At 41.4% G+C, this 23,134-nt stretch carries 16 protein-coding genes; 10 read left to right on the plus strand and 6 right to left on the minus strand.

All coding sequences use genetic code 11. The annotated features are described in order from the left end of the window. Positions 1-1,044: 1,044 nt before the first annotated feature. Positions 1,045-2,427: an MFS transporter gene (locus tag L0M98_RS15280; protein ID WP_227216938.1), complete on the minus strand. Its 1,383-nt coding sequence runs from the start codon at positions 2,425-2,427 to the stop codon at positions 1,045-1,047. Positions 2,428-2,916: 489 nt separating this feature from the next. Here L0M98_RS15280 and L0M98_RS15285 point away from each other — a divergent pair, with 489 nt between their 5' ends. The 4 genes from L0M98_RS15285 to L0M98_RS15300 all read left to right on the plus strand — a co-directional run bounded on the left by L0M98_RS15285 (position 2,917) and on the right by L0M98_RS15300 (position 8,629). Continuing rightward, on the plus strand, positions 2,917-4,908 hold the full coding sequence (locus tag L0M98_RS15285; protein ID WP_237961749.1) for a hypothetical protein: 1,992 nt from the start codon (positions 2,917-2,919) through the stop codon (positions 4,906-4,908). Positions 4,909-5,011: 103 nt separating this feature from the next. After that, on the plus strand, positions 5,012-5,911 hold the full coding sequence (locus L0M98_RS15290; protein ID WP_227216934.1) for a hypothetical protein: 900 nt from the start codon (positions 5,012-5,014) through the stop codon (positions 5,909-5,911). A 20-nt stretch (positions 5,912-5,931) separates the two neighbouring features. Beyond that, positions 5,932-6,822, plus strand: a complete 891-nt coding sequence (locus L0M98_RS15295; protein WP_227216933.1) for a hypothetical protein — start codon at positions 5,932-5,934, stop codon at positions 6,820-6,822. Positions 6,823-6,922: 100 nt separating this feature from the next. After that, complete coding sequence (locus L0M98_RS15300) at positions 6,923-8,629, plus strand: O-antigen ligase family protein (protein ID WP_227216932.1); 1,707 nt, start codon at positions 6,923-6,925, stop codon at positions 8,627-8,629. Positions 8,630-8,644: 15 nt separating this feature from the next. Here the strand turns inward: L0M98_RS15300 and L0M98_RS15305 are convergent, their stop codons facing one another. Next, a complete protein-coding gene (locus tag L0M98_RS15305) occupies positions 8,645-9,208 on the minus strand; it encodes a cysteine dioxygenase (protein ID WP_227216931.1) in 564 nt (187 codons plus the stop codon). A 154-nt stretch (positions 9,209-9,362) separates the two neighbouring features. Between L0M98_RS15305 and L0M98_RS15310 the strand changes: the two genes are divergently transcribed. Further along, positions 9,363-9,890: a TlpA family protein disulfide reductase gene (locus tag L0M98_RS15310; protein ID WP_227216930.1), complete on the plus strand. Its 528-nt coding sequence runs from the start codon at positions 9,363-9,365 to the stop codon at positions 9,888-9,890. A 21-nt stretch (positions 9,891-9,911) separates the two neighbouring features. On the opposite strand, the gene L0M98_RS15315 is transcribed toward L0M98_RS15310, so the two are convergent. Then, positions 9,912-12,263, minus strand: coding sequence for a S9 family peptidase (locus L0M98_RS15315; protein WP_227216937.1), 2,352 nt, complete (start codon positions 12,261-12,263; stop codon positions 9,912-9,914). Between the two features lie 246 nt (positions 12,264-12,509). On the opposite strand from L0M98_RS15315, the gene L0M98_RS15320 reads away from it, so the two are divergent. Further along, positions 12,510-13,082: a DNA alkylation repair protein gene (locus tag L0M98_RS15320; RefSeq protein ID WP_099291069.1), complete on the plus strand. Its 573-nt coding sequence runs from the start codon at positions 12,510-12,512 to the stop codon at positions 13,080-13,082. 133 nt (positions 13,083-13,215) lie between these two features. After that, entirely contained in the window at positions 13,216-14,823 is a 1,608-nt protein-coding gene (gene pckA, locus L0M98_RS15325; RefSeq protein ID WP_099291070.1) for a phosphoenolpyruvate carboxykinase (ATP), read from the plus strand. A gap of 75 nt (positions 14,824-14,898) precedes the next feature. On the opposite strand, the gene lpxA is transcribed toward pckA, so the two are convergent. Genes lpxA through lpxD form a run of 3 tightly spaced genes read right to left on the minus strand, consistent with a single transcriptional unit; the run spans position 14,899 to position 18,169 of the window. Continuing rightward, positions 14,899-15,678 carry an acyl-ACP--UDP-N-acetylglucosamine O-acyltransferase gene (gene lpxA / locus L0M98_RS15330; protein WP_099291071.1) on the minus strand — a complete coding sequence of 260 codons (780 nt, stop codon included), beginning with the start codon at positions 15,676-15,678 and terminating at the stop codon, positions 14,899-14,901. Positions 15,679-15,731: 53 nt separating this feature from the next. After that, on the minus strand, positions 15,732-17,135 hold the full coding sequence (locus L0M98_RS15335) for a bifunctional UDP-3-O-[3-hydroxymyristoyl] N-acetylglucosamine deacetylase/3-hydroxyacyl-ACP dehydratase (RefSeq protein WP_099291072.1): 1,404 nt from the start codon (positions 17,133-17,135) through the stop codon (positions 15,732-15,734). A gap of 2 nt (positions 17,136-17,137) precedes the next feature. Further along, the gene (gene lpxD / locus L0M98_RS15340; protein WP_227216929.1) at positions 17,138-18,169 is read right to left on the minus strand and encodes a UDP-3-O-(3-hydroxymyristoyl)glucosamine N-acyltransferase; all 1,032 of its coding nucleotides are present in this window, start codon (positions 18,167-18,169) and stop codon (positions 17,138-17,140) included. 276 nt (positions 18,170-18,445) lie between these two features. Here lpxD and rimP point away from each other — a divergent pair, with 276 nt between their 5' ends. Genes rimP through infB form a run of 3 tightly spaced genes read left to right on the plus strand, consistent with a single transcriptional unit; the run spans position 18,446 to position 23,094 of the window. Continuing rightward, positions 18,446-18,910, plus strand: a complete 465-nt coding sequence (gene rimP, locus L0M98_RS15345; protein WP_099291074.1) for a ribosome assembly cofactor RimP — start codon at positions 18,446-18,448, stop codon at positions 18,908-18,910. 15 nt (positions 18,911-18,925) lie between these two features. After that, positions 18,926-20,164 carry a transcription termination factor NusA gene (nusA, locus tag L0M98_RS15350; protein WP_099291075.1) on the plus strand — a complete coding sequence of 413 codons (1,239 nt, stop codon included), beginning with the start codon at positions 18,926-18,928 and terminating at the stop codon, positions 20,162-20,164. A gap of 41 nt (positions 20,165-20,205) precedes the next feature. Then, positions 20,206-23,094, plus strand: a complete 2,889-nt coding sequence (infB, locus tag L0M98_RS15355; protein ID WP_227216928.1) for a translation initiation factor IF-2 — start codon at positions 20,206-20,208, stop codon at positions 23,092-23,094. Positions 23,095-23,134 lie beyond the last annotated feature (40 nt).

A 23,134-nucleotide genomic window follows, 5' to 3' on the forward strand; every position in this document is an offset into this window, starting at 1 on the left:
TCTCCCTTTACGCGGGTGGTAGTCGCGTATGGCTCCCGCGTTCCTGTATTCTAAGCTTGTCAAGGTATTACCTACCGGTTATTCCCCTCTCTCGTTTTCCAAAATAAGGAAAGGGGAGGAGCTAACTTTCCCCTTTCCGGGCACGGGATCAAGTAGCTGGTTGCAAACATTGTAAGTTCAATGTAAAACCGCACCCATTTCTTTTCTAATTTGTCTACATTGTTGAAAAACAACCTGATGCTAAAATCATCCGGTTATCCAGTATTTATATTCCAGCCGGAACTCAAAAAAAACTCCGGACTGAACAAGTCAACCCGGAGCTGTAGTATAACGGCAAAGGGGTTGACTTAATCGTGTGAAGTAGGAACGCCACCACGAAAAAGCAACCCCACGCCGCTATATTATATATCCATAAAGAATATACGAATACAACGACATGAGTGTTGCAATCCCGTTTCCCGTGACTAATCGTCTTGAATCCTACTTCAAGGAAACGCAAATTATAACCTCAACATCGTAAACAGGACATCATCAGCGGCTCTCCGCACAGTCCATAATACAAAGGTAGAAAAAATTTTCATTCTTTTACAACTTTCCGCGCGAAATTATATTCCTGTTCACACGTGAACAGCCTTATACCCAAAAAACAAAGAAGCTGTTTCCACTATCGGAATCACGGTAAAGAGCAGCACGTTTATCTCCACACGACCTGCCAATTAACTGTAATTAACAAGAAGATGACAAGTCTGAAAAAAGTATTATCATATAATCTAAGTTATACTTTCTATATACCAACTCCCATTCAACTCCTATTATAAAGGTAAAAAAATAGGAATTGAATAGGAAATAAATTGAGATTCATTTATTGATAGTATTTAGTAAAACTATCTATTATATTAATTATTAACCTATCTTATACAGCTAATAGAGAGAAACACTACTATTAAATGTCCGTGACACAAGCCATAACCATGAATACCACGAAAACAAAAAACGCCTCCCGCAAAAGCGGAAGACGTCTTGTATCTAATTGGGAACAATTCCTTATGCCACAGCCTTTTTGGCATCCATGCGCCGTACCACCCGACCGTAAATAATCAAGGCAATAGCCGACACCAAAGCGATAGCGGCAAAATAATACCATATATAATGCGCGTTAGCCGAAGCGGCAGCCCATTCTGCCTCGCTGCTGAACAAAGCTCGATCGGGGCAATACTTGCTCAACAGGAATCCCGACAACCCGAACCCGAAAATGGATGACAAAAAGGAATGCAGATGGCTAAAACCGAGGTACATCCCCTCCTCCCCTTTCGGTGCCTGTAACGAGAAATATTCCAGAAAACGGGGAGAAATAAACACTTCCGCCAATCCTTGGAACACGATACCTACTATCATCATAAACGCCACCGGGTGCAGCCCGAGGATTTCCCCGCCCCCCAACATATTCCCGGACGCCATGCACAAGGCGGAAACGGGCATGATAAACATACCGCAGGTCATCGAGAACAAGGCCGATTTCTTCCGCATCAATGAAGTTACCAGATTCACGGTCAACACGACCACCAGCGGGTTCACGTTAGCGTACCAACCGATGGCACTCGCCTCTCCCGCCAAGCGCGTCACGTATTTCGGCATCGTGGCGTACAACTGGTGTTGCACCATCCAGAATCCGGTGATAATCAAAATCAGCACGATCAACCGCCCGTTGGAACACACTTTTACCAAACCCGTCCATATCTGCCGGAAAGTTTTCCCTTCCCCGGCGTGTTTATCACTCTTGTAAAACAAATAAATCGCTATTAAAGCCAGAAAAGTCATCGCCGCCGAGAAATAATTCAACACGATCATTCCCTCGTGCCCCATGGCATCCCGCAAGGGAGTCACCAGCACTTTACCGGAGAACGCCCCGATATTCACCATCCCGTAAAAAATAGCGAACCCGCGGGCACGGTTTTTCTCGTCCGTTTCCTTCGCCACCGTACCGGAGATCACGCTCTTGATAAACGAGCCCCCGACGATAATCAGTATCATAACCGGAATAATCCCGTAACGATAACCGCTTTCCTGCAACCCCGTGAACTTGGTCACGTAGCCGTATTCAACCAACCCCGTCGTGGACAGGAAACTCGGGAACAACCCCAGCCCCAAATACCCCAGCGACAGCAGGGCAAATGCCAACAGCATCGATTTCCTGAAGCCGATCTTGTCGGCAAGAGCCCCCGAAAATGTCGGCAATAAATACAAACAAGCGGAAAAAACTCCCGCGATCGTGGCAGCCTGAATATCCGTGAAACCCAGCACGTTGCTCAAATACAACGTGATCACGACAAATACCCCGTAATAGGCGGCACGCTCCAGCAACTCTACCGTGTTGGCAACCCAAAACGCTTTACTAAACTTTACTCTCTCTTTCTTTTTTGTTGTCACACTCATACAATTAATTTATTACTAACATTTTCACACGCCTGCAAAAATAATATTTTCTGGTTATCTACCAAATGACTCATGTCAACTTGAATCACTGAATCATTTTAAATTCTGACCATACAGAACTATTAAAAGCTGACTAAATACACATACAATATTAACAGGAAGGAGTAAAAAAAATTACTCTTGATAAGATTATCTACAATACTTATATCCAGAAACATCGCTATATACCAAATACTAAGGCTCTTTAAATCTTCACAAGGTACAAATAATAAATATTTTTAATTTCTATTTAATCCTTTTCTATGTCGATCGTGTATTTATATATGAAATATAAAACAAATTATTATTAATACAATGAGTCCTAGATTGTACAATTTGACTGTTTATAGCTTAATTTACACCATTATATTGATAAATTATAATTGTCAATCTACATCTTATGATCTTAATGATTCATTCGCATTGGCAGGAAATAATCGTATAATGCTTGAAAAAGTTCTGAATCATTACAAAGGAGAAACAAAGAAATACAAGGCAGCTTGTTTTTTGCTCTCAAACATGAGATGGCACTACACAACAGTACAAGTGTCGAGTATGGATACTGCAATTATAACCTATCATCAAAAGTATGACTCTTTATATTATACGATTATCAAGGATTATAAAGACGAGCAACTTGAAGACTCTACAATACGATATCAGTTGCAAGAATTGAGCTATAAAGCATTTAAACAAAACGAAGGAATAATAATTAAAGCTCCTAAATTATCTTCTTCGTTCGTTTGGGATGTCGAACATCTTTCAGCCGATTTTATTATTCAACATATTGATAATGCTTTTGAAGTATGGCAAAAAGGACCTCTATGCCGACATTTGTCTTTCAACGAGTTTTGTGAATGTATTTTACCGTATCGCTCAATTCAAACAATTTCGTTTTTTGAGAATGGTCGTTTTTTAAACAAACTCATGTTTAAACACCTTGAAAAAACGAATCACAAAAAGCTTTCAGGTTATTTGAAACGTTATCACCATTACGTGTCAAGTATGCAATCCTTTTTTAGCTTCCCCCCTCTAAACTCACATATCGGTTTCTATGACTTATTTGTCGGGCAAGATGTAGATTGTATAAATACGGCGAATAACGCATGTAATATCTTAAGAGCATGCGGCATACCTCTAATGGTAAATTTCAATACAGCATACAAAGAATTGAAAGGGAGACATTATTTCTGTTCGTTTTTAGATAACAATAAGAAATGGCGACATTTCAATCCCCAAACCAATTGTTTAGACACAATAGAACCTCTACAAGGAGAATCTTTGAATATTATCCGAAATACTTACGCTGCACAAAGTGATAGTCCTTATTTTACCAAATCTTCCAATGAATTAGTTCCGACTGATTTTGACTCACCTTGTATAAAAGATGTAACAAGTAGTTATTACGAGACAGTAAAAATAGAATTACCATTTGAAGAAGAATCAGATAATAATTTAGCCTATTTATACGCTTTTAATAACAACCCTTCTGGTATATTACCCGTGTGTTGGGGTAAAATCGATCATGAAAGGAATAAAGTAGAATATATAAATGCCATGTACAACACCTTATACTTTCCTGCATTTTTCAGGGGAAATGAGATTGTTTATTTCAGCTCACCATTCTATATACAAAAAGATTCTTTACGCGCCAGTCGCTATAAAATCATACCTTTTCCACCTATCTCTTCATCTCAAAGTACAGGGGACATTATTGTGAGTAGAAAATATCCACGAAAACGAAAAATGATTGATATCGCCAAAAAAATGATTGGAGGAAAATTTTATGGAGCCAACCGTGATGATTTTTCTGATTCTGTTTTACTGTATACAATATCACACGCCCCCCAACCTTATTTGCAGGATTTCAAAATATCAGAGTCGAGAAGTTTTAAATACTTTAAGTATGCTTCGCCTGCCACTAATCGTCGTTCTAATATTTCTTGGTTGGAATTCTTAATTGACTCCACCTTTCATTATCCTTACACTGAGCCAGCTTCTCCGTTACCCATTATGGACGATGCGGACACTCTTTGTCCATATAAACAACAATTGCAAGTTATTGAAAAAAATATATACGACTTTAAGAGCCAACGAATGTTCGATCAGAATATGCAAACCGCTTCTTCACAACCCGATATCTATTTGCACCTAGAATCTCCTGTCAGAGTAAAAACGATCAGGATGGCTCCATTAAATGCAGAAAACTCCATAATACCCGGTAACCGGTATAAATTATTGTATTGGGATAATAGATGGATTGAAATAGATACGATAACCGCAAAGTATAACTACTTAAAATTTAAGAACATACCATTAAACAAGATATATTGGTTGAAAAATCTGGATCAAGGTATAGAGGAACTCCCTTTCATTTACAGAAATGGGAAGCAATTGTTTATATATCATGACATTATAACAAATAATCAACAATAATTTCAGAATCGGGATAAATACCAAACTAAAAAGAAAGGAGGAAATATAAAAAACAAAAACACATCTATTAAAAATTTATGTATTATTTCAAAAATCAAAACCTATGAAAAATAGAAATTATTTTATTATTATTTCAACTATACTTTCTTTAATAGTATATGCTTGTAATAAAGAAAACGTATCTTCAAGTCGTATTAATTCTACAAAATTGACAGTAAATGACGCCAAAACGTTTTTTGAAACTTCTATTCAAAAGAACATCTTGCAAAAATCTTTGTCAAGAGGTATAAATTCCGAAGAAGAAGAGAATATTCCAGAATTCACAGGCTTAACCCCGGTGAATTTTACGCCTAAATGGAATAACGCCGTGGTTACTGTTAACGAAAAGTCGAGTTTTGTAAATATTCCAATTACCACCTTAGAAAAATACTATGTCCAAAAAAAATCTTCCAAGGACATGATTTCTCTAGCTCAAAAAATGGTCATCTCTCAAAAAACAACAGGTGAAATGATATGCCGGATCATGACACTTCTTCCCGAAAACGGCAAATCAAGCGAAAGCCAGATTAACTCATTCAATCTGTCTCAAAAAAACACCGAGTATTCAGGGATTGTTATATACACGACGCTGGATGGCGCAATCACTGAAGTCGAGAAATACGAAGCAGGAAAAGTCGTAGAAACCACAAGTGTAAGCGAAGAGCATCACGAGGGTGAAACAATGAACAATCTCCTTGAAGGATACGATTTCTTTAAGAATGATGCGGTAGCGATGTACAGTTCTTCAGAAGGCGGTGGCGGTGGTAGTACCGAACCCTATCCTTTCTGCACGTATTGCGGAAAGATGTTACGTTATTGTGATTGCACCCATCATAACAACCCAAATAAGAGTATGTGGGATTGTCCTATTTGTTTCCCGACTTTAAGTACGTGTAACGACTGTGGCCAAAAAACAGGCACCCTATCCGGGGGATATTGTGCTCGTTGCGGACGTAAAAAATAAACAATTCCAAATTCAATAACATGATTTTTAAAACATTCAAAACAAGTACATGGTTTCTGTTTGCTATTTTCTTGAGCTTTCATACTCTATCAACGCAAGCTGAAAATAGAAAATGCAAAAAAATGAACAACGAAAACGTCATGTTCCAAAGCAAAGAAGCTACAGTTTCGTTCCCTATTTGGTTATCGAACCAAATACTGCATCAGCATATACCATTTCGTGTTAATCTTACGGAATCTGATCTATTATTTAGTAACACAGCCTATTCGAACAACATTTCACGTAAAATTAATTTTGAGACTGATTTTTCTGTAACTAAAAGAGGAAAAATTAAAAATTGTATTGTTGAAAACCTTTCTGATACAGCTCTTGTAAACGAAATAAAACGAGTAATATCAATTTCACGAAATTGGAAAGCGAGTCGAGAAAATGGCAAAAAAATAACTTCCAGTTTAACCTTCTCTATCAGTTTGAACACAAAAGGTGACCTTGTCATACTTGACGAAGGACCAAAATGGGGAGAACCGGATAAAAGATTTTACGGGAAAAGATACAACTTGACTAGGTATATTCACCAAGTTGCTATGCACATTTATTCTAAAAACAGCTATAGCGTGGAAAAAATTGAATATCCCGTAAACGCATCTCCCGTATTAGGAAGTATAAAATTCAGTTTTATAGTAAATAAAGATGGCTATTTTTCAAATCTGGAATACACAGATGATTTACATCACAGACAAATTGAACCTATTATTACAGGGCAAATGTTCCCGGGACGCTTATTTAGCACCGAAGTAAAATGGGCTCCGGCAATCTTAGATGGAAAACCTGTAAGTGTACAAGTAAAAGCCATTATAGATTACGATAATAATGAATTTTCTTGGGATTGCTTTGTACTTGATGAAAAATAAAGATAAAGTTGTGTCAGAATAAAGCCCATGAGAATATTTAGGCATTTCATTGTAATAGAATGTTCTTATGCTATATTCTGACCAACCTTATAGAATTAAGATGAAACAAGTTTTACTTACATATCTTTTGACAAAAGGAATTTCAAGTTCAGCATTCCTTATACTTGTTTTTGCTCCTATTTTTTATTCTGGTATTTTTATAGAAAACCAGATAAGCCTACTTTTAATAATTATCCTTACTCCACCCGTTATCTATCAATTGATTTTAAAGAAAAGTATTCATCTATCTTCGATAGATATTATTTTACTCGTGTTTTGTGTATTTTACATCGGTAGATTATTTACCTCGCAAGGTGGTCATGAATTACATTCATTAAAATTGCTATCACTAACTTGTTGGTACATATTATTTAGATTACAATCTTTCTTCTGGGTTATAACCTATTTACTCGTTATTTGTGGCGTTATTCAAACAATTTTAGTTATTCTTCAATCCCAATTTGTTATTTATGGGTATCATCAGTTTTTCAATACCACGGGAACATTTCATAACCCTGCATTATTAGGTGGCTTTCTCGCAATCTCATTCATCATGGCGTTGAGTGTAGGTAAAAATTATTTGCAACAGAAAAATAAAAAAGGGTACATTTTTATTACCTGCTCCATGTTTATGGTTTGGGGGCTTTATTTGTCCGATTCTAGAACTGCATGGCTGGCTGTTTTTAGTTGCATACTACTAACGCCACTAAAAAATAGATGGCATAGATGGACAAGAAAAAAGGAATTGTTACTCTTTCTAGGATGTGGAATAATTGTGATCTTGTTGTCAATTATATTGTATCAATATAAACCAATTTCAGCAAATGGCAGACTGTTCATTTGGGAAAGATCTTTAGAAATGATTAGGGACAAACCACTATGGGGACATGGAATTAATGGTTTTAGAGGAAATTATATGCACTATCAAGCTGACTATTTCGAGAAAAATCCACAATCTAATAATTCAATGTTAGCGGATAATGTCGAATATGCATACAATGAACTCATTAAGATTTCCGTGGAGATGGGTATTGCTGGCTTAATATTGTTCTTGATCCTTTTATTTTCATTGTTGAAAAAATATGATAATATTATTATTTATAATGGTTTAATCGTTTTGATTGTATTTTCATTATTTTCATATCCTTCAGATGCATATATATTTCTACTGATATTTTGTTTCTTCACAGCTAATTTGCCACACAAAACACTATTGTTATTTGATATTTCCCATCAATTATTAATAGGTATATTATGGATCGCTCCGACATTTATGTTTTTGGGAGTATGTAAAATGCACTATTATTATTTAATAGATACACGCGTGAAAGAATACAATAATTTTAATGAGCCTTTTTGTCAAGACGATATTCTTAAACAATATCATAAATTGAAATATCATCCCCAATTTATGATGTGGTTTGCAAAACAAATGTTTCAGAGTAAGGATTGGAATAATGCTTTACCAGTTCTTAAAGATGCATTATTGATTTATCCTTGTCTAGAAATATATTGTGATTTAGGTACGATTTATCACCAACAAGAGAAATATCAAGAAGCAAAGACTTATTACACCATTGCGTTAAATATGATTCCTTCTCGAATAACACCAAAATATAAATTATTCAAGCTTTATCTGCATGAAAGAGATTCTTTAAATGCAAAAAAAGTCGCAAATCAAATTTTAAATTCTCCTGTCAAAATAGAAAACACAAGTTTTTTGAGAATAAAAGCTAAGATTATGAACTCTGGAATAATAGATAATTGACTTTACACTTTCCCATTAATCTTGATATATTTTCACCCCATCCATTTTTTTACCCTTTAATGCATCGTCCGAATACACGTGCAGGCTGTGCGCCGTATCGCTCAGACAGGTGATACGATGGATATGATTGTCGAATTTTCCGGCTTCCCCGATGGCGTATAATCCTAAAACATCATTGATTCTCAATTCATCGACTAAACGGATACCCCCTTCACAAGGTTCGAATATCTCGACAAGGAACTCCCCGTCGGCAAAGGTATACCCGGCAAACTGCGGGTGCGAGTGAATGGCGGTACGATTGCCCTTCTTCCACGACATCACGATAGCTTCCCATCCCGTGCGGGCATCCCGTCCGATATAGTCGCGAACATACGTATCATCCGCGAATCGGTCAAATGCAGCCAACGGGTTATTCCTCACGAAATCCAACACGTACGTTTTCACCTGTTCGCCCATTGTCGCATCTACCCTACCGGAACGCACGATATCCAGCAATCCGTCCATAAAGTTCTCGTACCCGGCAACCAGACAAGGAGCAGCCGCAAAATCCTCTCGCAAAATATTCTCTTTTTTATCCATAATAAGTAATCGTTTATTTTATCACACGCAAACATACAAGAATTTCCGCTTTCGTTTTTATGCATATATACTTACTTCTCGATGCATAAAACACGTAATATTTTTATAATTCCATGTAATTCACTATCTTCACGCTGAAATTAGAAACAAGATTATGAAGATTATATCTGTTATATTGCTTACGTTATTCGCGTTGCTCTTTTCTTCTTGCGTGAAAGATAAAGACCAAGAGGTTGAAATTGAAAACTATATCGAGGCAGGTGACAAACTGCCGGATTTTACCGTGAAGAACGCTGCCGGGGAAGAATTGAACAGCGAGGAACTGGAAGGACAGGTGACTTTGCTCGTGTTCTTCGTGACCACTTGTTCGGATTGCGAACGGGAATTACCGAAAATCGAGGAAGTATGGAAAAAATTGAAAGAGAACCCCGATTTCAGGCTTGTCGCTGTTTCCAGAGAAGAAACCGCTTCCACGGTCAACAAATACTGGGAAAAGGAAAAATTCACGATGCCATTCTTCCTCGACTCCAAGCGGGAAGTTTTCTCGCTTTTCGCCAATAGCACGATCCCCCGCCTCTACTTGTCGAACCGGGAAAACATCGTAACTTGGATGGCAATTGAAAAAATGGAGTTAACCACAGAACAATTGATCGAAAAAATCAATGCGACTATAAAAGAATGAGAGCCATTGGCTCTCATTCTTTTATAGTCGCATGAAAGCGTCAATCTCCCGGAACTGATCGGAAGAAAAATCACCCAACAGGTACTTGGCGAAATGGAACCACATTTTCCGTTGGTAAAATTCTTGCGGCATTCCCGAGAAACCGTGACTCTGACCGGGTAATATCACCAAATCGAAATTCTTTCCGGCACGCAAAAGGGCATCAGCCATGCGAAGGGTGTTCGCCGGATGCACGTTATTATCCGCATCACCCGTTACCAGCATCAAATAACCTTTCAGATTTTTCGCCAACTCGATATTCGTGGGAATACGGGTTTCAAATTTCACTTTCTCCACTGTGGTCGTGGTATCCTTTCCCGTCACGGAATCTTTCACGGTCTTTTTCTCGAACGATTTGATTTCCCTTATCCCGTGATGTGTTTCCCCCCACCACTGGTTGTATATATTATTATCGTGGTTCCCCGCAGAAGAAACTGCTGCCGTGTAAAAATCCGGATAGGTACATATTGCCGCCGTGGACATAAATCCGCCGCCGGAATGACCGAAGATACCCACTTTCGTTTTGTCGATGAAAGAGAATCTATCCGCCAATTGCTCGATCCCGAATTTATCATCCGCCAAAGGATAATCGCGAAGATTGTTATAACCAAAGGTATGATACCACTTGTCCCGTAGCGGGCTGCCACCCCGGTGCCCGAAAGTCACCACGATAAAACCTACTTGCGACAATGCGGTATTATAAGCCGATTTCACGCTAAATTTCAAGGGGATAGCTTCCGTCTGGGGCCCCGGGTAAACATACGAAATGATAGGATACACTTTCGTGGAATCGAAATCAGCCGGTTTCCACATGTAACCGTACAGATCGGTTACCCCGTCCGCCGCCTTGATTGTAAACGGTTCCGGCATCCGCCATCCCGTCTCGTAAAGAGCCGTTAAATCGGGCGAAGCCAGATCGAGAATCTTCTTTCCCTTGTTATCCCTCAGTACGCTCGCGGGTTCCAGATCGACACGGGAGTAATTATCCACGAAATAGCGTCCCGACTCGGAGAAAGCCGCCTCGTGAGTCGCCTGCTCCGGCGTCAACATCTCCACCTGACCGTTCCCGTCCAGACGAGCCTTGTTTATCCGGGCGAAATAAGGACATTCCCCTTTCACCTGACCGTATCCCTCGAAATAAATGGTACGCCCGACGGTATCTATCTTAACCATCTTCCCGGAAGTCCATGCACCGGAAGATATCGCGTTCTTCAAATTACCTTCCCCGTCGTAAAGATAGAAATGACCGTGCCCGGTACGCTCTGACCACCAGATAATATCTTTCCCGTCATTCAATAATGACAAATGGAAAAATTCATTATTGAAATAAGGCTTGCTGATCTCGTTAAACAACACCTTAACCTCTCCCGTTTCAGGGTTTACCTGACAGAAGTCTATCTCGTCACACGTTCTTTTCTTCCGCAAGAAATAAAGACTCTCCACTTTCTTCCCGGGAGTGAACAAACGAATAGTCTGATCTTTCCATTTCTCCACGGGGACTTTGATCTCTTTCTTGTTCAGGGTATCGAAAAGATAAAGTTCTTCCTGTTGCACGTTCTCGTCACCCGCCATCACGTATTGGTACTCGTTGAGCGCGGGACGCTGGCTCAGAGAATTGACGATAAACAAGGATTTAATCTTCCTGCGGTCAGTACGGCGCACGTAGAAACGTTCGGAATTTTCGAACCAAGTTACACGTGCCGACTTTCTTGACGTAGAAGTATCCGAATCCGAAGCGGCATACGAGTACTTCAACTCCCCATCGGTAGTCAATTGTGTTTCAACCGAATCTTTCACGCGCAACATGTACAAATTATGCCCCTTGGCATACACGATATAGGTACTATCCGGGGAATACGCCCCGAACAATCCTGTTCTTTTCGGTTTAGCGGGTGGAGTCGGCTTCTTCCGGGCGGAATCAATTTTGACAAGTTGCTTCGTGTAAATATTGTACTCGAAACGGAACGTGTCAACCATGAATTTCATCGTCTTCTGATCTTCCTTGAAAGAAATGCCCGTGATCGGGAGTTCGCTTTTGTTCACGGGTTTATGAGTCACTTTACTGATCTCTGCCGCCATAAAATCCCGGTCGAACATCTCCCGTTGTGATTTTGCCTTGGGGTCCACGAAGAAATAGCGTGTCCCGTCCGCCTTCCGGTACGAGTACCAGAATTTGTCACTCTTTTTCAAATAATTCGGATAGACAACCGTCGAACCGGTCAGATTCTTCGCGTCCATCTTCATAAACCTCTCTGCCTGCTTGAAATTCGCCTTCTGACACACACCGGTCAAAACAAGAAAACAAAGCAATGCACTCGTGAAAAACTTTATCATCATTCGTATTATTAAAATATTGATATACTCATATTACAACTTCACCGCACGAAATTAGCGATATCTCGTGATAGAACGATTGCACGTCCAAATCTTAATAAATATTTAACACATTTAGAAACTTTAATATAAGCAACTTCTACACAAACGTTTGTATATGTTGTAAAATATATAATTTCTTTCCCCGAATCATTTATTTATCTCTACTTTTGCGATGCGAATTTTTCATTAATACACCGAGGAATAATGGAAGTATACCCGATAAGCAAAGAAACGGAACAAACCTTCAAGGAAATCAGCCGCCGTATTTTCCGCCTGCAAAACGGAAGAAGCCTCGACAGTATGGAGAACGTGGGGGCTGACACCCGAGGACAAATCGGGGCTAGTTATCTCTCTTTAAAAAATTTGGCCACCCGTTACCCTAAAGAACAAAAATTGGCACAACTCTTGTGGGGTACAGGAAGACGGGAAGAACAAATCGTCGCGTGCTTTTTGTTCCCCGTCGAGGATTTGATTACTGAAAAAATTACACAATTGTTAGAGCATTGTCATAGCTTCGAGATCGCCGAATATTTCGGGACGCTGGTGCTTGCAAAAGGTAAAGATTTGAAAAGCCGGGTAGACGGATACCTGCAATCCGACTCTCCTTTCCTGCAAAGCGCAGCACTGACCGCTATCGGGCGAAACCGGATAGACAATAAATTAAATCCCGTATTTACCGACAGTTACATACAGGAGATCGACCCGAACAAATTCATCGACCCTCACGTACAAATGGTATACAACAGGATAAATACAGTACGACACAGGGACGGATAAGATGAGGTGTTAATTATATATAAAGACTCGCTGGAGTGGGAATCTTGATTGTTTTTATAAAAATGTTTCCTATTTTTGTGGTCTGATTACAGAAAAAAAGAATTAATTAATTTACAAACATAAATTTATTGCCATGGCAAAATTAGATTTAAGCATTTATGGAATTACAGGGGTAAAAGAAATCTTACACAACCCCTCGTACGAAGAATTATACAAGGCTGAAACAGACCCTACTTTGGAAGGGTACGAAAAAGGATATGTAACCGAACTCGGAGCCGTGAACGTGATGACCGGCATCTATACCGGACGTTCTCCCAAAGATAAATTCTTTGTGATGAATGAAGCCAGCGCAGACTCCGTGTGGTGGACGACTGACGAATACAAGAACGACAACAAACCCTGCTCGGAAGAAGCATGGGCTGACCTGAAAGCAAAAGCCGTGAAAGAATTGTCCAACAAGAAATTGTACGTGGTGGATACGTTCTGCGGGGCTAACGAAGGTACTCGTCTGAAAGTGCGTTTCATCATGGAAGTTGCATGGCAGGCTCACTTTGTAAAGAACATGTTCATTCGCCCGACAGAGGAGGAATTGGCAAACTACGGTGAACCCGATTTCGTTTCTTTCAATGCCGCTAAAGCAAAAGTGGATAACTTTAAAGAATTAGGATTAAATTCGGAAACCGCTACCGTTTTCAACTTGAAGACCAAAGAACAAGTTATCTTGAACACTTGGTACGGTGGTGAAATGAAGAAAGGTATCTTCTCTATCATGAACTACTTGAACCCGTTGCGCGGCATCGCTTCCATGCACTGCTCCGCCAACACGGATATGAACGGTAAGAATACCGCTATCTTCTTCGGTTTGTCCGGTACGGGTAAAACCACCTTGTCTACCGACCCGAAACGTCTTCTGATCGGTGACGACGAGCACGGATGGGACGACGAAGGCGTGTTCAACTACGAAGGCGGATGCTACGCCAAGGTTATCAACCTGAGCAAAGAGGCTGAACCGGATATCTACAACGCTATCAAACGTGACGCGTTGCTGGAGAACGTAACGGTAGACGCTAACGGGAAGATTGACTTCAACGACAAATCGGTTACTGAAAACACCCGTGTTTCTTACCCGATCTATCACATCAAGAATATCGTGAAACCGGTATCCAAGGGCCCGGCTGCAAAACAAGTTATTTTCTTGTCTGCTGACGCGTTCGGAGTATTACCCCCGGTATCTATCTTAACCCCGGAACAAACGAAATATTACTTCTTGTCCGGATTCACGGCTAAGTTGGCAGGTACGGAACGTGGTATTACCGAACCGACCCCGACCTTCTCCGCTTGCTTCGGTGCGGCATTCTTGTCATTGCACCCGACCAAATACGCGGAAGAGCTGGTGAAAAAGATGGAAAAAGAAGGAGCGAAAGCCTATTTGGTGAACACCGGATGGAACGGAACCGGAAAACGTATCTCTATCAAAGATACCCGCGGTATCATCGACGCTATCCTCGATGGTTCTATCGACAAAGCCCCGACCAAGGACATCCCGTACTTCAACTTCCAAGTTCCGACCGCATTACCGGGAGTTGACCCGAAAATCCTTGATCCTCGCGACACGTATAGCAACGCCAGCGAATGGGAAACAAAAGCAAAAGACTTGTCTGAACGCTTTATCAAGAACTTCAAGAAGTTCGAAGGCAACGAAGCCGGAAAAGCATTGGTTGCAGCAGGTCCGAAATTATAATTATCAGGATTAGCACAATAAAAAAAGCACTTCCCGCAAGAAGTGCTTTTTTATTGTTCTAATCTATAAATAAGGCTATCCCATATATCCCTTCATGATACCCCGTTTGCTATTCCGCACGAACATGATGATTTCATCACGCTCTTTTGATGCCGGCATTTCTGCCTCAATCCGTTCGATAGCGTCTGTATTATTCAGACCGGACTGGAAAAGAATCCGATAGATGTCTTGAATCTCATTGATTTTCTCGTTGGAGAACTCGCGGCGACGTAACCCGATAGAGTTTACACCGGCATAAGACAATGGTACTCTTCCGGCTTTCACGTACGGGGGCACATCTTTTCCGATCAATGAGCCACCGGAAATCATCACGTGACGTCCGATATGCACGAATTGATGCACGGCACTCATTCCGCCCAGAATAGCGAAATCGTCCATTTCAACCTCTCCGGCCAACTGGCAGGCATTCGTTACAATACAATTATTTCCAATTCGACAATCGTGCGCCACGTGCGCGTAAGCCATTATCAAACAATTATTACCAATTTGGGTAATGCCCTTCGCGGCAGTACCTCTATTTACAGTAACACATTCACGTATGGTTGTGTTATCTCCAATAACGACAATTGATTTTTCCCCTCTAAACTTCAAGTCTTGGGGAATAGCGGAAATAACAGCACCCGGAAATATCTTGCAATTCTTCCCGATATGTGCCCCTTCCAGAATAGTAACATTCGAGCCAATCCTTGTTCCTTCCTCGATGATAACATTCTTGTCAATTGTCACGAACGGATCAATCACCACGTTATCAGCAATTTGTGCTTCAGGATGAACATAAGCTAACGGTTGTTTCATTCGTTTTTTATTTAATAGTATATATTATTTTCATTTTAGCGGGTGCAAGTTTACTAATCCTTCTTGGTTTTTGCAACTTGCGCCATAAATTCTCCTACTTCACAAACTAAATTTTTACCAACGAAAGCATATCCCCTCATCGTCACGATACCGCGCCGTATGGGAGCAATCTTGACTAATTTGAACACTAAAGTATCTCCCGGAACTACTTTACGACGGAATTTAATTCCATCAATTTTTACGAAATAAGTGGAATAATTCTCCGGGTCTTCCACTTGATTCAATACAAGGATACCTCCACATTGTGCCATGGCTTCCACGATCAGCACGCCCGGCATAACAGGTTCTTCCGGGAAGTGTCCCACGAAGAAAGGTTCGTTCATGGTCACGTTCTTGCAACCGATCACGATATCATCCGTTACCTCGTAAATCTTGTCCACCAACAAGAAAGGAGGACGGTGAGGCAATAAAGCACGTACTTTGTTCACATCCATCATAGGCTCGGAATCCGTATCCACATCCGGACGAACATCCTCGCGTTCCGCTTGTGCTATCGCTTTATACATTTTCCGAGCCATCGTCGTGTTTGCCTTATGTCCCGGTCTTTCAGCTATAACGCGTCCTTTGATAAAACGTCCGCATAATGCCAAGTCCCCGATAACATCCAATAATTTATGACGAGCCGGCTCGTTATCGAAATACAAGGTCAAGTTATTCAACACCCCTTGTTTTACCTCTATGGAATCATGATTGAATAATTTCGCCAAATGATCTACCTCTGACTGAGAGATTTCCCGGTCTACAATCACGATAGCGTTATCCAAATCTCCTCCCTTTATCAAGTTATGTTTTAACAACATCTCCAATTCCCGCAAAAACACGAAAGTACGACAAGGAGCTATCTCCTTGGCAAAATCCGTCGTCTTGTCGGAATAGGCCGCATATTGCATCTGCAAATAAGGAGAATCGTAAGCCACCACCAGATTCACGTTATAATCCGTATCCGGCAACAAGGTCAATTTGGTTTGCCCATCTTCACTGCAATATTCCATTTGTTCCTTCACCACGAAATATTTCCGTTCTGCCGATTGTTCCTCGATTCCGGTTTTTTCAATGGCTTCCACGAAATATTTTGAACTCCCGTCCAGTATCGGGAATTCCTCCCCGTTCAACTCGATCAAGCAATTATCAATACCACAACCGTAAAGAGCAGCCATGGCATGTTCCATCGTGAACACGCAAATCCCGTCTTTTTCCAGACAGCTGGCACGATCCATCAATTTAATATATTCAGCCAAAGCGGGAATTTCAGGGGCTCCTTCCAAATCTACCCGATGTATTTTGTACCCAAAGTTCTCTTCCGCCGGCTTAAAAGTAGCCGTTACCATTTTACCGGTATGCAAGCCTTTTCCGCTCAAAGAGAATTCACTCTTCAAAGTTCTTTGCTTTACTGACATTTCTATTTTGACTTTAAATTTGCAACTTCTTTCTCTAAATCTCTCAATAGCCCGTACATTTCCGGCAATTTCCGGAACATCACGTAACATTTCTGATATTTCGGGTAATCAAAAGCAGGCGAACCGCGCAACACGGATTTCTCCGGGATATTGGAAGTGATACCGCTCTGCGCCGCAATTTGAGTACCCGCCCCGATTGTCAAGTGACCGACAAGTCCCACCTGTCCGCCGAACACGCAATTCTCACCGACTTTCGTTGTCCCGGCAATTCCCGTCTGGGCGGCAATAACCGTGTTACTTCCCACGACAACATTATGCGCGATCTGTACCAGATTATCCAGTTTCACGCCTTTATGAATAAGCGTAGACCCCATCGTAGCCCTGTCTATACAAGTATTGGCACCAATCTCTACGTTATCCTCGACCACCACGTTTCCGATTTGCGGAACCTTTTTATAATGATCGCCTTCCGGGGCAAAACCGAATCCATCAGCACCCAGAACCACTCCCGCGTGCAGGATACATGATTTCCCGACAACACAACCGGAGTAGATTTTTACCCCGGCATAGATAATCGTATCGTCACCGACGGTCACCCCGTCACCGATATAAGCCTGCGGGTATATTTTAACGTTATTACCTATTTTCGCACCTTTTCCTATATAAGCAAATGCCCCGATATAAGGCTTTTCTCCTATCGTGGCACTTTCACTAACATAAGACGGTTGTTCTATCCCCTGTGGTTTCGGGCGCATATCCTCGTACATCTGCAACAAGGTCGCGATTGCATCATAAGCAGACTCTACACGAATTAATGTACAGGCGTACTCGTGGGCAGGTTCAAAAGTCTTGTTTACCAGAACGACTGAAGCCTGTGTCGTGTAGACATAGTGCTCGTATTTGGGATTGGCAAGAAAAGCCAGCGTACCGGGTTTTCCTTCCTCTATCTTGGAAACGTTATTCACAATAACTTCCGGATCTCCATCCACAACCCCGCCAAGCAGAGCTGCTATATCCTTTGCTTTAAACTCCATAATTCACAAAATTTCGGCAAACTTACAAATTTTATTTGGAACAACAGACGGAATGTGACAAATATGTTTCACTTTTTCAACCATTTTCTTCCGTAAGCCGCTAATCTACTGCATTCTTCCGGAATCCGCTCGTTTTACGCGACGAATAGCTATTTTTCTTTAGATTTTTCAGCGAACCCTTTGGAATAAAAAGAATTAATTGTATCTTTGCAAGCGGTTATTAACACTGAGGGGGCGAGACGTCCCCTCTTCTGTTATCTTAAACTAAAGGATTGAATGAAAAGCACAAAGGAAATAAAAGAAATTATCAAATCCATTCTGGAAGGAAGCGAATTGTTTCTGGTGGATGTATCCATATCCGCGGATAATTCGCTCGAGGTCTACATCGATTCGTTGACAGGTGTCAACGTGGGCAAGTGTAGAGAGGTTTGCAAAAAATTGGATGCCCAACTCGACCGGGAGACCGAAGATTTCGCCATAACCGTTGCAAGTGCCGGAATCGGTTACCCGTTCAAAGTAGCACAGCAATACGAGAAGAACCTGAACAAAGAAGTTGAGGCAAAGCTGCTAACGGGTGAAAAAATACAAGGCATATTAAAATCTTATTCAGACGAAGGCATCGTACTTGAATGTGAAGAGAAAGTCGCGGTTGAAGGGAAAAAGAAAAAGAGCCTTGTAAAAATAGATAAGAGCATTCAGTTCAAAGACATAAAGGAGGTAAAAGACATTGTTATTTTCTAAAACACACGAGATAAAATGGAAAACATTAATTTGATTGATTCATTTGCAGAATTTAAAGAGCTAAAAAATATTGACAGAGCTACCTTGATGAGAGTGTTGGAAGACATTTTCAGAAATATGCTCATCAAGCGATATGAGACGGACGAAAATTTTGATATCATTATCAATATAGACAAAGGGGACTTGGAGATCTGGAGAAATCGTGTCGTGGTTGAAGACGAAGAATTTGAGAACCCGAATACACAGATATCATTGACCGAAGCGAAAAAAATAGACACGGATTACGAAGTGGGAGAAGAAGTAACCGACGAGGTGAAATTCAAAGACTTCGGACGCCGTTCGGTTTTAGCATTAAGGCAAAACCTTTCTGCCCGTATCCTCGAGTTGGAGAAAGACCACATCTTCACGAAATACAAAGAGAAAGTGGGACAGATCGTGACCGGGGAAGTTTACCAAGTATGGAAAAAAGAGATTCTGGTACTGGACGATGAAGGCAACGAATTGATATTACCCAAACAAGAACAAATCCCGAGTGATTTCTTCAAGAAAGGTGACACCATTCGTGCCGTGGTAATCCGGGTGGAGATGAAAAACGCTTCTCCTTACATCATTCTTTCCAGAACATCACCCGTGTTCCTTGAAAGATTGTTCGAGAACGAAGTACCGGAAATATTCGACGGTCTGATCACCATTAAAAACGTGGTTCGGGTGCCGGGCGAACGTGCAAAAGTGGCCGTAGAGTCTTATGACGACCGCATCGACCCCGTTGGAGCCTGCGTGGGAATGAAAGGATCACGTATCCACGGAATCGTCCGGGAATTGAGAAACGAGAATATCGACGTGATCAATTACACGAATAATATACAACTTTATATAACCCGTTCTTTGAACCCCGCCAAGATCAACAAAATTGAACTTGACGAAAGCAATAAAAGAGCAAACGTATACCTTAATCCGGAAGAAGTATCACTGGCAATCGGTAAAGGCGGTTTAAACATCAAACTGGCAAGCCAGCTCACGGGATACGAGATCGACGTGTACCGCGAATTAGAGAAAGAGGAAGAAGAAGACGTGAAGCTGGAAGAATTCTCGGATGAAATAGAACCGTGGATCATTGCGGAACTGAATCGCGTAGGTTGTGATACAGCCAAGAGCGTACTGGAATTAAGTGAGTCGGAATTAGAGAGCAGGACTGATCTTGAGATAGAAACCATCAGGGATGTTCTCAGAATTTTAAGAGCTGAATTTGAATAAGGACGCTCAAGATTATGAATGCTTGTAAATAAAATCTTAATATGGCAGTTAGACTAAGTAAAGTTGCTAGAGAATTTAACGTAGGCTTGTCCACGATAGTGGATTTCCTACAAGAGAAGGGGATTAAGATTTCATCTGATCCAAACGCAAAATTAACTGATGACCAATACTCTTTGATTGCCAAAGAGTTCTCCACGGATAGCGAGGCTAAAAAAGAATCCAATCGCGTGGACTTGAAAAATACCCGGCTAAAAAAAGAGACCGTGAGCATCGACAACATGGGAAATACGGAATCTCATCAAACGGAATTTATTTCCGTGAAAGACGAGATAAAACTGGAAAGCAAGATAAAAGTCGTGGATCACATCGACCTGAATAAACTGAATAAGCCCAAAAACGAAGAAAAGGTCGAGGAAAAGCCTGTCGAGAAAAAAGAAGAAAAAAGAGTGGAGAAAATAGAAGAAAAAAAAGAGGAAACACCTGTTGAAGTTCCGGTAAAAGAAACTCCGGTTCACGCGCAAAAGCAAGAGCGTGAAGAAAATCAAGCTCCTTTCAAATCTTCCCCGAAGACTCTTATAAAACAACCGAAAGAGGAAGTAAAACAAGAGGCCGCACCGGAAGTAGAGGAAGAAAATACCGATACCGGAAGACAGGAAGTCAACTATAAATCTTCCACCCCGACTATAAAGGACGTGAAAGTAGTGGGTTCCATTGACTTGGATGCCATCAATCAACGTACCCGTCCCCCGAAAAAAAGCAAACAAGAGCGCGAAAGAGATAAACGGGAACTTAAAAAGAAATCACTTGTTCCACCCAAGAGCACGGATGAACTTGCTCTCAAGAAGAATGTTCCGGTCAGTGGAGACGGAAAAGAAGATTCTGATGATACGGAGATCCGTAAAAAACGGAAACGTATTCTGAAAAAGGATGAAAGAATCACTATCGATGCTCCTAAAACAGCTAAACAGGAAGAGAACAAGAAGAAACTCAAAAAAATCAAGAAGAAAAAAGCCAGCAAGGCTGAGATTTCAGAAGAAGATGTTCAAAAACAAATCAAGGACACGTTTGCGCGTCTGGGAAGTAAGGGAAAAACCAAATCTTCCAAGCACCGGAGAGACAAACGGGATGCCGTGCATCAAAAAATGCAGGCTGAAATAGAACAAGCCGAACTGGAGAAGAATATTCTTAAACTCACGGAATTTGTTACGGTTAGCGAGTTAGCTACCATGATGGATATTTCCGTGGCGGAGATCATTTCGGCTTGTATGTCACTCGGTCTATTCGTATCCATCAACCAACGTCTGGACGCGGAAACCATCAATATCGTGGCGGAAGAATTCGGATTCGATGTTGAATTTGTCAGTGTTGACATTCAAGAAGCCATTGATGAAGAGGAGGAAGAAACAGAAGACATGCTGGAAACCCGTCCCCCGATCGTTACGGTCATGGGACATGTTGACCACGGTAAAACATCTTTGCTCGACTATATCCGTAAAGCAAATGTAATCGCCGGAGAAGCGGGAGGAATCACCCAGCACATCGGGGCTTACAGCGTAAAACTGGCAGACGGAAGAACGGTAACTTTCCTTGATACCCCGGGACACGAGGCATTTACCGCCATGCGCGCCCGCGGAGCTCAAGTAACCGATATCGCTATCATTATCATCGCTGCCGACGACAACGTGATGCCGCAAACCGTTGAGGCCATCAACCACGCGAGTGCGGCAGGTGTTCCGATTGTATTCGCTATCAACAAAATTGATAAACCGGGAGCCAACCCCGACAAGATTCGCGAAGAACTGGCAGCCATGAACTATCTGGTAGAAGAATGGGGCGGTAAATACCAATGTCAAGAAATCTCCGCAAAGAAAGGCTTACACGTAGAGGAACTTCTTGAAAAAGTATTACTCGAGGCTGAAATCCTTGAACTGAAAGCCAATCCGCATAAAAAAGCCACGGGGTCTATCATTGAATCCTCTTTGGATAAAGGACGGGGATACGTGGCTACCGTACTCGTGCAAAGCGGTACTCTCCACGTCGGAGACGTTGTGCTTGCCGGACAATATTTCGGACACGTGAAAGCCATGTTCAACGAACGCGGCGCCAAAATGGAAGAAGGCGGACCTTCATGCCCGGCATTAATCCTCGGGTTGAACGGTGCTCCGCAAGCCGGTGACAAATTCAACGTGATGGCGAACGAAAAAGATGCGCGTGCATTGGCAAACAAACGCGAACAATTACAACGCGAACAAGGACTGCGTACCCAGAAACATATCACGCTGGACGAAATCGGAAGACGTATCGCTATCGGAAACTTCCAAGAACTGAACATCATCGTGAAAGGAGACGTGGACGGTTCTATCGAGGCATTATCCGATTCCTTGATCAAACTATCGACCCAAGAAATACAAGTGAACGTGATCCACAAAGCGGTAGGACAAATTTCCGAAGGCGATGTCATGCTGGCTGCAGCATCCAACGCCATCATCGTCGGATTCCAAGTTCGTCCTTCCTTGAGTGCCCGCAAGCTGGCGGAGAAAGAAGAGATCGACATCAGACTCTACTCCATCATCTACACGGCTATCGAGGAAATCAAGGCTGCCATGGAAGGTATGCTTTCACCCGAATTCAAGGAAGAAATCACTTCTACCGTGGAAGTACTTGAAACATTCAAGATTACCAAGGTGGGCACCATTGCCGGATGTCTCGTGAGAGACGGAAAAATCACCCGTAACTCGAAAGTACGCGTGATCCGTGATGGTATCGTGATCTTTACCGGAGAACTCGGTTCATTGAAACGTTTCAAGGATGACGTGAAAGAAGTCAGCAAAGGATTCGAGTGCGGTTTGAACATCAACAATTTCAACGATATTCAAACGGGAGATTTCGTGGAAAGCTTTGAACAAGTAGCGGTGAAAAAAACATTATAATTTTTTTAACTATAAGCTAAGACAAATTCTCTCGATAATT

The organism is Butyricimonas sp. DFI.6.44 (assembly GCF_022132345.1).
Taxonomy (GTDB): domain Bacteria; phylum Bacteroidota; class Bacteroidia; order Bacteroidales; family Marinifilaceae; genus Butyricimonas; species Butyricimonas muris.